Annotated in this window: 15 protein-coding genes; 2 read left to right on the plus strand and 13 right to left on the minus strand. The window is 41.6% G+C overall.

The annotated features are described in order from the left end of the window. Window positions 1–487 precede the first annotated feature (487 nt). Window positions 488–1414: a pentapeptide repeat-containing protein gene (locus tag IQ264_RS27630; RefSeq protein WP_193984986.1), complete on the plus strand. Its 927-nt coding sequence runs from the start codon at window positions 488–490 to the stop codon at window positions 1412–1414. Window positions 1415–1488: 74 nt separating this feature from the next. Here IQ264_RS27630 and IQ264_RS27635 read toward each other — a convergent pair whose 3' ends face one another. Beyond that, window positions 1489–2169, minus strand: a complete 681-nt coding sequence (locus tag IQ264_RS27635; protein ID WP_322744819.1) for a sugar transferase — start codon at window positions 2167–2169, stop codon at window positions 1489–1491. 556 nt (window positions 2170–2725) lie between these two features. On the opposite strand from IQ264_RS27635, the gene IQ264_RS27640 reads away from it, so the two are divergent. Continuing rightward, window positions 2726–3007 (plus strand): KGG domain-containing protein, encoded by a 282-nt coding sequence (locus IQ264_RS27640; protein ID WP_073593807.1) that lies wholly within the window; start codon window positions 2726–2728, stop codon window positions 3005–3007. Between the two features lie 119 nt (window positions 3008–3126). On the opposite strand, the gene IQ264_RS27645 is transcribed toward IQ264_RS27640, so the two are convergent. From IQ264_RS27645 to IQ264_RS27700, 12 genes are all read right to left on the minus strand, one after another. Next, on the minus strand, window positions 3127–4074 hold the full coding sequence (locus tag IQ264_RS27645; RefSeq protein ID WP_193984988.1) for a F0F1 ATP synthase subunit gamma: 948 nt from the start codon (window positions 4072–4074) through the stop codon (window positions 3127–3129). Between the two features lie 82 nt (window positions 4075–4156). Continuing rightward, on the minus strand, window positions 4157–5677 hold the full coding sequence (atpA, locus tag IQ264_RS27650; RefSeq protein ID WP_193984990.1) for a F0F1 ATP synthase subunit alpha: 1521 nt from the start codon (window positions 5675–5677) through the stop codon (window positions 4157–4159). A 101-nt stretch (window positions 5678–5778) separates the two neighbouring features. Then, on the minus strand, window positions 5779–6333 hold the full coding sequence (atpH, locus tag IQ264_RS27655; protein WP_193984992.1) for an ATP synthase F1 subunit delta: 555 nt from the start codon (window positions 6331–6333) through the stop codon (window positions 5779–5781). Beyond that, the gene (locus tag IQ264_RS27660; RefSeq protein ID WP_228061870.1) at window positions 6330–6875 is read right to left on the minus strand and encodes a F0F1 ATP synthase subunit B; all 546 of its coding nucleotides are present in this window, start codon (window positions 6873–6875) and stop codon (window positions 6330–6332) included. The genes atpH and IQ264_RS27660 overlap by 4 nt, the downstream gene beginning before the upstream one ends. Before the next feature lie 113 nt (window positions 6876–6988). Beyond that, window positions 6989–7423, minus strand: coding sequence for a F0F1 ATP synthase subunit B' (locus IQ264_RS27665; protein ID WP_193984996.1), 435 nt, complete (start codon window positions 7421–7423; stop codon window positions 6989–6991). A 179-nt stretch (window positions 7424–7602) separates the two neighbouring features. Then, on the minus strand, window positions 7603–7851 hold the full coding sequence (atpE, locus tag IQ264_RS27670) for an ATP synthase F0 subunit C (RefSeq protein WP_193984998.1): 249 nt from the start codon (window positions 7849–7851) through the stop codon (window positions 7603–7605). Window positions 7852–7985: 134 nt separating this feature from the next. Continuing rightward, window positions 7986–8747, minus strand: a complete 762-nt coding sequence (gene atpB, locus IQ264_RS27675) for a F0F1 ATP synthase subunit A (protein ID WP_193985000.1) — start codon at window positions 8745–8747, stop codon at window positions 7986–7988. Window positions 8748–8810: 63 nt separating this feature from the next. Continuing rightward, window positions 8811–9248 carry an ATP synthase subunit I gene (locus tag IQ264_RS27680; RefSeq protein ID WP_228061867.1) on the minus strand — a complete coding sequence of 146 codons (438 nt, stop codon included), beginning with the start codon at window positions 9246–9248 and terminating at the stop codon, window positions 8811–8813. A 168-nt stretch (window positions 9249–9416) separates the two neighbouring features. After that, complete coding sequence (gene lpxB / locus IQ264_RS27685; protein WP_228061868.1) at window positions 9417–10580, minus strand: lipid-A-disaccharide synthase; 1164 nt, start codon at window positions 10578–10580, stop codon at window positions 9417–9419. A gap of 90 nt (window positions 10581–10670) precedes the next feature. Beyond that, window positions 10671–11489, minus strand: coding sequence for an acyl-ACP--UDP-N-acetylglucosamine O-acyltransferase (gene lpxA, locus IQ264_RS27690; protein ID WP_193985013.1), 819 nt, complete (start codon window positions 11487–11489; stop codon window positions 10671–10673). 79 nt (window positions 11490–11568) lie between these two features. Continuing rightward, a complete protein-coding gene (fabZ, locus tag IQ264_RS27695) occupies window positions 11569–12078 on the minus strand; it encodes a 3-hydroxyacyl-ACP dehydratase FabZ (RefSeq protein WP_193985002.1) in 510 nt (169 codons plus the stop codon). Between the two features lie 147 nt (window positions 12079–12225). Continuing rightward, on the minus strand, window positions 12226–12772 hold a 547-nt coding region (locus tag IQ264_RS27700; protein WP_193985004.1), incomplete at its 5' end, for a UDP-3-O-acyl-N-acetylglucosamine deacetylase.

Genomic DNA, 12772 nt, shown 5'->3' on the forward strand with positions numbered 1-12772 from the left:
AGGTGGGGGAGTGTGGGAAGTGTTGGCAGAAGATACTCCCTGTAGCCGTTACTTCCCCTACTCCCGCTACCTTCCTACCTTCCCACCTCTTCTTCCCTGTTCTCTTACCTAACCAAAATGTCTTGCTTTAGACCAATAGCCTCTACTTGAAAAGCAATAATTCTTTACTCTCACCTGTTACCTTCATCTTCCATTTGACTGACAATTTTTGTAAAATCAGTAGTAAATATAAATAAATTGTTAAATTTGCTTGACAAAACATCTTTTTTCTTAAATTTTTCCTCAAGGCAACCAAAGTAATATTCTTAGTAGACTGTTTAAATTAGAAGCCCAACAGGGAAAAATAAATTAGCTCTCTTGTACTTCTGGTGATAAGCAAACCGGATTATTTCGTCAAATTCTTGATTTATAAGGAATCCCAGTCTCCAAACAATAAACATATCTTCTCAGAACAGAGGAAAAATTTAGCAATAGGAATTCGCAGAACATGGCTCGTCACATTATGCTCAGGCTTTATGATATGGGACATAGAGACTTCTCTGGATATGACCTGCGAGGAGTAGACTTAAGCAGTGTAACTTTAATCGGAGTAAATTTAGCACAAGCAAATCTTACTGGAGCGAATTTTAGTAAAGCTTTTCTCACTAAATCAAATCTGAATGGCGCATCATTAAATTGGGCAAATTTAAGTTTTGTTAAATTAAGTGAAGGTAGTTTGGAAAATGCCGATTTAACTAAAGCTAACCTAAATGGCGCTTTTTTAGTTAAATCAAAATTAACAGCATCTCGACTGAGTGGTGCTAATCTTCATGCTGCTAACTTGAGAAATGCTGACTTAGCAAAAGCAAATCTTTGTGGAGCAAATTTAACCGGAATTAACCTCAGAGGTGCTAATCTTAATGGTGCAATTCTTAGCTGGGCAAATTTAAGTGCTGCTAGATTAAGTGGAGCTTCTTTAGAAAACGCACTGCTCCAAAATGTTAATCTCACTGGAGCTTTTCTCAACGGAGTTGATTTCACTGGAGTTGACTTAAGTGGAGTAAATTTAAGTGAAGCAAAGTTGAGTGGTGCTAACTTTCAAGGAGCAAATTTAATTGGCACTAATTTTACCGAAGCAGAACTCAAGGGAGTCAATTTTATAGGCGCAGACCTAACTAGCGCCAATTTTACTAAAGCTTCCTTGTACAATGCACAATTAAAGTGGACAAATTTGAGTAAAGCTAATTTAACTGAAGCTGACCTCAGAGGTGTGAATCTTTCAGGAGCTAAGTTAGATAACTGTGTGTTTAACCATTACACACAATTAGCCAACTATTATCTTCCGCAATATGCTTGTCAGTTTCCGATCGCCAGAGATGGTTTTAATAATAGTGAAGCGGGTGTTAATGCTAATTATTCGTTAAGTTGGAACTAGAAAAAATTTGCTAAATTAAGAACCGAAAAAAAGCCAAAGCAAGGCAAGAGGTTCCTTTACTTTGGCTGATTTTTTTAGTAAGCACCTTTCCTCATCACTACTACTTCTATAGTTTTAATAATTAAGTAAATGTCGTAAAGAGGATGCCAATTTTTTTGATAATTCAAATCCAAAAGTACGACTTCTTCAAAATCTTTAACAGAAGAACGACCGCTAACTTGCCATAATCCAGTAATACCAGGCTTAACATCTAGTCTGCGCCAGTGATGTTCTTTGTATTGAGCAACTTCATCAAGTGTTGGTGGACGAGTACCAACTAAGCTCATTTCTCCCTTTAAAACGTTCCAAAATTGCGGCAATTCATCCAAACTAGTTTTTCTTAGGAAATTTCCGACGCGAGTAACACGAGGGTCATTTTCATTTTTAAATATCAATCCTTTAGCTTCGTTCTTTACTTTTGATTTAAGAGCTTCTGCATTAGTTACCATCGATCGGAATTTACGAATCTTAAAAGTTTGTCCCTGGAACCCACAACGCTGTTGAGTGTAGAATATGGGGCCTGGGCTATCTAGCTTAATAGCGATCGCAATTGGTAAAAATACAATAGCCAGAATTAACAACCCGACAATACTGCCTACTATATCTATAAATCGTTTAATCACAGAATGAGTTGAAGGGTGAGCCACCTGATACATTCTAGAATTAAACATTTCTTCTTGGACAAATGTTGGACACAGCCCTGGTGGTGTCATCATAGATTCTTTTAAACTGAATTCCCGTGAAACTACTTAGGTATTAGATTCAAATCATAAGGGCATAGTTCCTGATCCGGTAGTATTACGGGATTTTCTTATTCAAATCTTCATTGACCTTCTGACTCATCCTAAGTTATGTGAAGCTTGTATAAAGCTTGTAGTAAATTATGTTCCTTTGGTTACACAATAACTTAGCTTGCAATCCCTAAAGATAGGTATAATAGTATCTAGAGATACAAACGCTATGGGTTCATTTTGCTAAAGGATAGCCTTCTAGACAATTAGATATGGAGGGAAAAAACTAAGTACTAGCTCAAAATCCGTTACATTACTTAGCAATCTCAACCATTTTCTCCAAAAGCGCGATCGTTTTGTATCCTTGAATCAGATGCAGACTAACTCGTTCATAAATTGATACCCAATTTGGTAGAGTAGGCTACTAAAATTACTAAAATAGATAATCCTGTAGTAAGAAGAGATCGTCCATAGAAGATTTCTAGGATGTAATTAGCTGCATAATCAAATTGCCAGGTTTGAAATAAAGTGGAGTCTAGTCATGGCAGAGAAAAGTAAACGCGGATTCGCCTCAATGGATAAAGAGAAGCAAAGAGAAATTGCTAGCAAAGGTGGGAAAGCTGCCCATGAAAAGGGTACAGCCCATGAATTTACCCCAGAAGAGGCTAGAGAAGCTGGACGTAAAGGCGGCGAAACCGTCAGTAAAGACCGCCAACACATGGCAGAAATTGGTCGTAAGGGCGGTGAAGCTGTGAGTGAAGACCGGGAACATATGTCTGAGATTGGTAGCAAGGGTGGCAAAAATAGCCATAAAAATAAGTAGTACGATCGCTCGCTGCCGATCTGTAATCTCAGCTAACCCATAACCTAGAAAAAAGCGCCTGCATCTTCAGGCGCTTTCAACCAGGGGGTGGAAAACTGAAATATTAATAATGCTTGGTTCTAACCTAGAGCATCCGCACCAGCAACAACTTCTAAAAGTTCCTGTGTAATGGCTGCTTGTCGTGCCTTATTGTACGACAGGGTTAATGTCCCAATCAACTCACTAGCGTTGTCGCTAGCATTGTTCATTGCTGTCATTCTAGCAGCTAGTTCACTAGCTGCTGATTCTTGTAATGCCCGTAACAATTGGTTATTTAAATACAACGGTAACAAAGCATCAAGAATTTGCACTGGATCTTGCTCGAAGAGCATATCTCTGGGGAAACTGCGAACTTCGGTTGTTACCTTACTGCGTTCCACCTGAAATTGACCACCCTTAGTAGTGAGACGGAAAACTTCATCATCTGAGGGTTCCAAGCCTTGGGGATCGAGGGGTAACAAAGTTTGAATTACTGGACGAGAACTAATCAGCGAGACAAACTTGGTGTAAACCAGTTCTACTCGATCGACACTTTCCGACAAAAATAAAGACAGGAGTTCATCCGCAATAGCTGATGCTTCTGCCGCTGTCGGAACTTGTTCTAAACCGGAAAATGTAGCATCAATTGGTTGTTCGCGGCGTTGGAAATACTGAATCGCTTTCCGTCCCACCAGAACAAACTTATAGTCGAGTCCTTCGGCTTTCAGTTCCTTGGCACGGTTTTCTGCCCGCTTAATTACGTTATTGTTATAACCACCACACAGACCCCGATCGCCTGTCACCACTAACAACCCTACAGAACGAACTTGCCGTTGTCTGAGTAGAGGTAAATTAGCATCTTCAAAGCGTAACCGGGACTGTAAACCGTAGAGAACCTGAGCTAAAGCATCAGCAAAGGGACGGGTGGCGATAACTTGTTCTTGAGCACGACGCACCTTAGCTGCTGCTACGAGGCGCATCGCTTCGGTGATTTTTTTGGTGTTTTTAACCGACTTAATGCGATCGCGAATTGCTTTTAAATTAGCCATTGTCCGATTTTAGATTTTAGATTTTAGATTTTAGATTTTGGATTTTGAATTAAATTTAAAATCCAAAATCCAAAATCTGAAATTACTTAGCCATTGCCAGGAAGTTCTTCTTAAAGTCTAGGATTGCTTCCTTCAACAAAGCTTCTGCTTCATCACCCAACTTCTTCTCGTTGCGGATCAATTCGATATACTTCGGCTTGCTGGTCTTTAAGTATTCCCGCAGTCCAGCAGTGAAACCAGTCACTTTCTCTACTGGTACATCATCTAAGTAACCATTCAAACCTGCGTACACCAAAGCAACTTGTTCTGCGATCGACAGTGGCGAATATTGAGGTTGCTTCAGCAGTTCGCGCAAGCGTTGACCCCGTGATAATTGGTCTTGAGTCGTTTTATCCAAATCAGAAGCGAACTGAGCGAAAGCTGCCAAATCATCAAACTGAGCCAATTCCAGCTTCAGTTTACCAGCAACTTGTTTCATCGCCTTGGTTTGTGCTGCCGAACCTACGCGAGATACGGAGATACCAGGGTTAATCGCTGGACGAACACCAGAGTTAAACAAGTCTGTGGTCAAGAAAATCTGACCGTCGGTAATCGAAATTACGTTGGTAGGAATGTAAGCAGATACGTCACCCGCTTGAGTTTCGATGATTGGTAAAGCAGTCATACTTCCGCCACCCAGTTCATCATTCAATTTAGCGGCGCGTTCCAACAAACGAGAGTGGAGGTAGAATACATCTCCGGGATAAGCTTCCCGTCCTGGTGGACGACGCAGCAGCAAGGACATTTGGCGATAAGCTGCCGCTTGTTTGGAAAGATCATCATAAATGATCAGGGTGTGTCTGCCTTTGTACATGAAGTACTCAGCCATACTTGCACCGCTATAAGGCGCTAAGTATTGTAGGGTAGCAGGGTCACTAGCGTTAGCAGCAACAACAATGGTGTAATCCATAGCGCCGCCATCTTGCAGCTTTTGAACTACGTTAGCAACGGTGGAAGCTTTTTGTCCGATCGCTACATAAACGCAGACAACGTTTTCTTCTTTTTGGTTGAGGATGGTATCAATTGCGATCGCAGTTTTTCCGGTTTGACGATCGCCAATGATTAACTCCCGTTGTCCCCGACCTACAGGAATCATCGCATCGATCGCCGTAATCCCAGTTTGCATTGGTTCACAAACCGATTTCCGGGCTACAATACCGGGTGCTGGAGATTCAATCAAGCGAAATTCGTTAGTTCCCAAATCTCCCTTACCATCGATCGGACGGCCTAGAGCATCTACAACTCTACCAATCAGAGAATCCCCTACAGGAACCTGAGCGATTTTACCAGTAGCTTTAACGGTACTACCTTCTTGGATTTCCAAACCTTCGCCCATCAACACCGCACCCACGTTATCTTGTTCCAAGTTCAACGCGATGCCGATCGTGCCATCTTCAAACTCTAACAGTTCCCCAGACATGACCCTATCCAAGCCATAAATCCGAGCGATCCCGTCTCCCACTTGCAATACTGTACCAACATTAGTGACATCAACAGTTTGGTCGTATTGCTCAATTTGCTGGCGAATAATGCTGCTAATTTCGTCTGGTCTGATACTGATCATGGAAGTGTTAATTTCTTAGTTGTTACTTAGTCAGTTAATTAATGATTGGCAGAGCAAAAAAGTAAAAGCCTGCTTTCCTTCTGCCCTGGAGCCTTCCCAGATTAGGCGTTACTCAAGCGCAGAGAAATGCGACGTAATTGACCGCGTAAACTCGCATCAAACACCTGAGAACCAACCTTGATGATTACCCCACCGATGAGGTCTCGATCGACTTTCGTTGCGAGTTCTACTTCGTGAGCACCTGATAGGGATTTTACCCTTTCCCGAACCGAGTGTTTCTGCTCTTCACTCAATTCCACAGCCGAAGTCACCTCAGCCAAAACAGTTTGATTGAGTTCTCTCAACCGATTTAAATACTCTTGGCAAATTGTTTCTAAAAACAGAATCCGCTTCTTATCTACCAAAAGCATCAAAAACTTCACCATAAAAGGATGAATTTGATCGCCGACAATTTGACGAATTATTTCCTTTCTTTTGCCTGCTGGAACTAATGGATCGCCAAGAAACTTTTGCAGTTCAGGAGAACTTTTTACCAGTTCAATTAAACCCCGCGCATCTTCACCGAACTTCTCTGTCAAGTTCTGACTTTGCGCTACTGACATCATCGCTTCTGCATAAGGTTCTGCTACTGCTTCACCAAATAAGTTTCCTTTCATTGGTTTCCTCCTAGCAGGGCAATGCTGTTATTAACTAATTCTTGTTGCGCGGATTCATCCAAAACAGATGTTAGCTGAGATTCCACTCTTTGAATTGCTAACTCTGTTACTCTTTGGCGTAACTCTGCTAGCACTCTTTCTGTTTCTGTATTCAAATCTTCGCTGGCTTTTTTTCGCAAATTTTCTACTTCCTTAGCTCCTTGAGCTAGGATAGATTCTTTAGCCGCAAGAGCCGTCGCTTCAGCTTCTTTTCTAATCCGTTCTGCTTCTGCTTGTGCCTGAGCCAACTTTTGTTGTTGATCTGCTAAAGCTTCAGCTGCTTGGCGTTGGCGACCTTCTGCTTCGCCAATCTCTTCTAAAATCCTTTTACGTCTTTCGATCAGGATATTAGTTACGATTTTACGCCCTAAGTAAAATATGACTCCAATCAGAATAGCTAGGTTAATCAGGTTGGTTTCTAATAAATCAAAATTCAGCCCAAAACCCCCCGATTCCGCTGCTTCCGAATGAGCTTCTGTAGCCAGTAAAAAGAAAGTCTCCATCATACCCATTCACATTGATAGCGGCTCAATTTCCCATACATTCGCTTTTTACTTAGAGCCGATTTTTGACACTAAGTAAAGCCTTGTTTCAGCAATGCCAAAAAGCATTCACTCTATCTATTTGCTAGACTTGGCCCCAAAAGCTTTTCCAGAATTTGGCGACTTAGAGCATCTACTTCCTGTTCTAGAGAAGTCATTGCAGCTTGTTTTTGCTCGTCTATTTCTTTCCTTGTCTGCTCTAGTCGAGCTTGTACTTCTGCAACAGCCTCAGAATTTTTCTGTTGCGCGATTTTCTTGGCATCTTCTTGAGCGGCGGCAATTACACTTTGAGCTTGCCGACGAGCTACAGCTAGCTGTTCCTCATACTGCTTTGCCAGTTGCTCTGCTTTCGCCAAACGTTCGCGTGCCTCAACTTCATTGGTGCGGATATATTCAGAGCGCTCATCTATTGCCTTAGACAGAGGCTTATAGAAAACCGCATTCAACACCGCCGCCAACAGCAAAAACTGTACTGCCATTAAAGGCAAAGTGGCGTCGAAATCAAACATTTTTTACAGTTTCAAAAACTACCTGGGAGCAAAATAAATCTGGACAAAATCACTTTCTTGGGTATGGAGGAATTTCAAATTCTTAGTTGGCAGATGGCAAATTAAATCTCAATTTTCCATCTCACATCGCAAATTTGCTATTCTCCATTACCCATTTTTCCCTCTAAGCGTGAGTGTGCTTAACCTGCAAATGGGTTAGCAAACAACAATACTAGAGAAATAACCAGACCGTAGATGGTCAGTGATTCCATGAACGCTAGAGTTAACAGTAAAGTACCGCGAATCTTACCTTCAGCTTCTGGCTGACGCGCAATACCTTCTACAGCTTGTCCAGACGCATTACCTTGACCAATACCAGGGCCAATAGCAGCTAAACCAACAGCTAAAGCAGCAGCCAATACTGAAGCAGCAGCAACCAATGGATCCATGATGTTTTAACTTACCTTATCTACACAACAAAACAAATCGGATTTTTGAGTCTTGAGTTTTGAGCCAGGAATGAGCAATTTACTTCCTTAATGCCAAATTCTCTCTTCCTACTCAAACTACCATTAAATGAGGACTAACCATGCTCCTCATGATGTTCTTCTCCACCATGCCCTTCCATCGCCTCATGAATATATGCCGCCGCCAGGGTAGCAAATACTAAAGCTTGAATTGCACTGGTGAACAAACCTAAAGCCATAATCGGCAAAGGTACAAACAGAGGCACTAGTAGCACCAACACCCCAACTACTAGTTCATCCGCCAAGATGTTTCCAAATAGACGGAAGCTCAGGGAAAGTGGTTTGGTGAAATCTTCTAAAATCGCAATGGGTAATAGGACTGGTGTTGGTTCGATATATTTCCTAAAGTACCCTAACCCCCGCTTACTAAACCCAGCGTAAAAGTACGCTAAGGAAGTTAGTAATGCTAAGGATACTGTCGTGTTGATGTCATTGGTGGGTGCAGCTAATTCGCCTTCTGGAAGTTGAATTAATTTCCAAGGAATCAATGCTCCTGACCAATTCGACACGAAAATAAACAAAAACAGTGTGCCGACAAATGGCACCCAAGGACGGTATTCTTTCTCACCTATTTGGTTTTTCGCCAGGGATTGGATAAACTCCAGAACATATTCCATAAAATTCTGCATACCGCTAGGAATTCTTTGGATGTTCTTAGTAGCTAGGAATGAAGCTACTAATAGGAGAGCAATTACGAACCAGGAGGTGAGAAATACTTGCCCGTGTAGTTTTAAATTGCCGACTTGCCAGTAGAAATGATGACCCACTTCTAAACTAGCTAGGTGCGTAAAAGTTAAGTAATTTAAGTCACTGAGCATTTTGACCTTCAGGAGACTTTCCCCGAAATTTAGCTTTTGAACCCCTTACCTAGTTTGCCTAATCTATCTAGGATCGGACGGCATGAGGGCTCGCACCATCTGGTATAGGAGTGCAACTTTGTATGTCAGGAATCCCAAAAATATCGGGAGTACCTGTAGCTGACTCAATTGAGTTGCTAGTATAATCAACCCAATAAATACGGCAAACCGAGACTTGCTCAGACGGCGATTTTGTTGACCAAGCTGTTCAACATTTTTGGCCAACATTCTCAAGTAAACCACACCTGTACACGCCCCAAGCAAATAATTTAGCCCTGTGTTCAGGTTGTAAGAAATCCAAACAGAGACGAAAATAATCGCTGTTGTCGTCAGGGTGACTACGTATAGTTCTTTTTGCAGGCTATAGTAGTCCTGCATTGATTCTTTAGGTGTTTCTCCCTGAGAATCGACTTGAGAACTATCTGTAGCTACAGTGGTGGATTCATGAGATGAGTCTGACAAGATGACGGAACTCGCAAACCAGTTCTATAATTTGACTTTGGCTTTTTCTAGCCAGATGCAATCATACCACGCAGGAAGTAACAATACTTAAAGAATTATGATCTTTCTGGGAAAGGCAGAAGGCAGAAGGCAGAAGGCAGAAGTAAAAATTCCCCTTGTCCTCTGCTATTAAGGTAGCAGGGTGAAGATTTCTTGGGCTGCTTTTTCGCACACCCTGCCCTCTTGCCCTAAACTTTGGCGCATCAGCTGATAATTTGCCAGAACTTGGGAACGGTTGGCAGGATTTAACAAGTTTAGGGCTTCTTTGACTATATTTTCGGGTGTGGCTTGTTCTTGGAGTAATTCGGGTACGATCGCTTTCATCAACACCAAGTTCGGTGGCGACATGAAGGGAATAGAAAATTTTAAGAGTTTTTTGGCGATCCAGGCAGTAATTGGGTTAACGCGATAGATTACGACTTGAGGAACATCCAAAAGGGCAATTTCTAGATTTACGGTTCCTGATTTGGTAATTGCTAAGTCAGATGCGGCAATTGCTTCTATATTTTTATCAGCTAGCAAAGTAGCTTTTAGGTTATAATCTTTAACTGCTTTTTCTATAGACTGGCGGAATGCTTCCAAGGAAAGGGGAATTAAAAATTTGACCTCTGGAATTTTAGTTTGGATAATTTTCGCAGCTGCCAACATTACTGGTAAAACATATCTAAGTTCTTGTCGTCGAGAAGCTGGTACTAAGGTAATTACTGTTTCTTCTGGCGCAATTCCCAAACTAGCACGCGCAGCGGAACGAGTCGGGGCAGCAATCATTTTATCTAGTAAAGGATGACCTACCCAAGATACTTTTACGCCTTTTTCGGCGAAGAAACGAGCTTCTTCGGGGAAAATTGCCAATATTAAATCGGAATTTTTGATAATTTGTTTAGTGTCCCGATCGCTCAACGACCATACCCAAACTTGGGGGGCAATATAATATACAACTGGCACATTTGTCAAGACTGTTCGGACAAAATTTCCAATAACAAGATTTGGCCCCATGTAATCAATTAAAATCACCAAATCTGGAGGATTTTGCCGTAAATACTGTTGAGTACGATTTTGGATTTGCAGCGTTGGCAAAATATAGGGCAATGATTCCAGAATGCCCACAGAGCCAATTTTGGTTGTATTTTCCAACAAAGTAGCACCTGCTTGCGCCATGCGGGAACCACCCAAAGCCACAATTTCCAATTCTTGTTCTAATTTTTCGGCTTGGCGCTTCAGCGCGTTAATTAATAATGCGCCTTGTAAATCCCCAGAAACTTCACCAGTGGAAATGAAAATGTGAATAGCCATTATGTCATTTGTCCTTTGTCATTTGTTAAATCTTGACCTTGGCGAAGCTATGGGGGTAGCACTCTATGACAATAACTAATGACCTTTTGACTAATTATCATCAACATTTATAGAAAGAGATTTGCCAGGAATTAGCCCTCGGCGTTTTGGTAATTGAGACAGTTGGAGAAAGTGGTATAAATGTTCGATATGTGGATTATTAATTAATACTTCCAACTGTTCTAGGGCTTGATTTAAGGTAAGTCCAGAGCGATATAGTAGACGGAAAGCTTTTTTAATATCTGCCAAATCACTACTAGTAAAACCTGCTCGTTTTAAGCCGACTAAATTAAGAGTTCTCACCCGTGAAGGGCTGCCTTCTACTAGCATAAATGGTGGCACATCGCGATCAATCCGACTCATCCCGCCCACCATTGCCAAACGTCCCACATGAACGAATTGATGGATACCCAAAACTCCGCCAATTACCGCTTTCGACTCAATATGAACATGACCTGCTAAAGACACAGAATTAGCAATTACCACTGAGTCTTCAATTACGCAGTTGTGGGCTACATGGACATAAGCCATCAGTAAGTTATTATTACCGATTTCAGTAGCTTCCCCGGCATTAGTGGCACGGTTAATCGTGACATACTCACGAATTTTGTTACCATTACCGATTTTGACCAAACTTAGGGAGCCATCGTATTTTAAATCTTGAGGTTCCAGACCGATCGCAGCCCCAGGAAAAATTTCATTGCGTTCACCAATTTCTGTTAGCCCTTCAATCACAACATGAGGGCCAATAACTGTTCCGGCACCGACTTTGACCTTTTCCCCAATTACAGAATATGCTCCAATCTGAACTGTAGGATGAAGTTCGGCGCTGGGATGAACGACGGCAGTGGGATGGATTAAGGTAGTCATCATAAATTTCAGGCTTTAGGCTTTAGATTTTAGAGTAAATTTACAATTTGTAAATCTCCAATCTAAAAATCTTCAGTTCCTAGTCAACCAAAGAAAACATTAGTTCGCCTTCGCAGGCGAGTTTACCGTCTACGTAGGTAACGCCGCGCATTTTTCCAAATCGACGACGTTTGACGCTGAGTAGTTCCAAGGTCATAACTAATTGATCCCCTGGTGTTACAGGACGACGGAAGCGTACACCATCGATGCCCGCAAACATAAATAACCCGCGTTCAATCTCAGGTAATTGAGTCAGCACTATGCCACCCACTTGCGCCATTGCTTCAACAATTAACACTCCCGGCATAATTGGTCTTCCGGGAAAATGTCCTTGAAAAAAAGGCTCATTAACTGTGACATTTTTAATGCCTACAGCCTTTTCTCCTGGTACATAATCAATGATGCGGTCTACTAATAAAAAGGGATAACGATGGGGCAGCAAATTTTGAATTTCTTCAATTGTAAAAATTTTTTGGCTCACAAAAGAAGCTTCACTATTTGTTGCTTCAGAGGTTTGAGAATTTGATGTACTTGCTTCGATTACGGACATGAGCAGATTAATTTTAGATTTTGGATTTTGGATTGTCGATTTATAGGAATAAATCTTTCAATCAAGAATTAAGTGAATTAGAGATTGCAAAGTGGGGTAAAGACGTTGTATACAAAGTCTTTAAAGAGTCCTTTTTTGAGTTGTGAGCTAGGGAGAAAGTTTAGGAAGTAAGAGAGTTTTTACGCTTGTATCCTCGTCCCCTTGTCGCTTTGTCTCCACTTGTGCTTGTAACAACTTAGCTAGTTGGATATGCAGGTTGTGACTTGCTTTATAGGCAAAGTAATGAGCGATCGGGATATTGCCCAATAAACTCAGATCTCCTATTAAGTCTAAAATTTTATGACGTACTGGCTCATTTGCAAATCGCAAAGGTGGATTAATCCAACCAGAATTGTCACAAACTAGTGCATTATCCAAAGTACCACCTTTGATTAAACCTTTAGCCCGTAACTCTTCAACTTGGTATGCTAAACCAAAAGTGCGTGCAGGTGAGATCGCACTAGCAAAACTTTCCTGACTTGGAGACCAACTGTACCACTGATTCCCGATCGCTGGAACAGCAAAATCTATTCCATAAGTAAACCGCATTTCCGGCGCAGGCATAGCACAAACAAAAGCATCACCATGATAAACCGATAAGGGACTAGTGATTATGGACTGGGAAGAAGAAGTAGGGGAGTGGGGAGGTAGGGGG

Origin of the sequence: [Phormidium] sp. LEGE 05292, from assembly GCF_015207735.1 — a bacterium.
GTDB lineage: Bacteria > Cyanobacteriota > Cyanobacteriia > Cyanobacteriales > Aerosakkonemataceae > Floridanema.